The 566-nt window shown below is 52.1% G+C and carries 2 tRNA genes and 1 rRNA gene; all 3 read left to right on the top strand.

Annotation, left to right across the window (positions count from 1 at the left end):
* Positions 1–34: 34 nt before the first annotated feature.
* Positions 35–111 (top strand) — tRNA-Ile (locus tag KHP16_RS28235).
* A 12-nt stretch (positions 112–123) separates the two neighbouring features.
* Positions 124–199 (top strand) — tRNA-Ala (locus KHP16_RS28230).
* A gap of 283 nt (positions 200–482) precedes the next feature.
* Positions 483–566: ribosomal RNA gene (locus tag KHP16_RS28225) — 23S ribosomal RNA — on the top strand; the annotation flags it as partial.

The raw sequence follows: 566 nt of genomic DNA, 5'->3' as shown, positions 1-566 counted from the left end.
TCACACTTATCGGTTTGTTTGCTGTTACAGCCAAGGGTCTGTAGCTCAGGTGGTTAGAGCACCGTCTTGATAAGGCGGGGGTCGTAGGTTCAAGTCCTACCAGACCCACCAAGTTATCTGTGCGGGGGATTAGCTCAGCTGGGAGAGCACCTGCTTTGCAAGCAGGGGGTCGTCGGTTCGATCCCGTCATCCTCCACCACTACCTTGGATTGGTCGCCAAATGAAAGCGCTCGAGCATGAGCGCTTTCATTTGGCTTTGCCAAGATCGTTCAGACGAGGTCTGATCGGCTGTTCTTTAACAATATGGGATGTAGTAAAGGTGTCGCGAGGCGTTGATGAGACGCTGCAGTACAAACGCGATACCGGGTTGTGATTGTATCAACCAAATGTATCCAGTGATCGAAAGATGACTTGGAATACGGCACAAACGCGAGAACTCAGAACCTATGGTGAGCCGTGTCGAAGAGACACACTCGTTATAGGGTCAAGCGAACAAGTGCATGTGGTGGATGCCTTGGCGATCACAGGCGATGAAGGACGCGGTAGCCTGCGAAAAGCTTCGGGGA

The sequence above is a fragment of the Cupriavidus plantarum genome (assembly GCF_905397285.1).
GTDB classification, from domain to species: Bacteria; Pseudomonadota; Gammaproteobacteria; order Burkholderiales; family Burkholderiaceae; genus Cupriavidus; species Cupriavidus plantarum.
The sequence above is the reverse complement of the archived record's forward strand: the minus strand, read 5'-3'. Positions and strand labels throughout refer to the sequence as shown.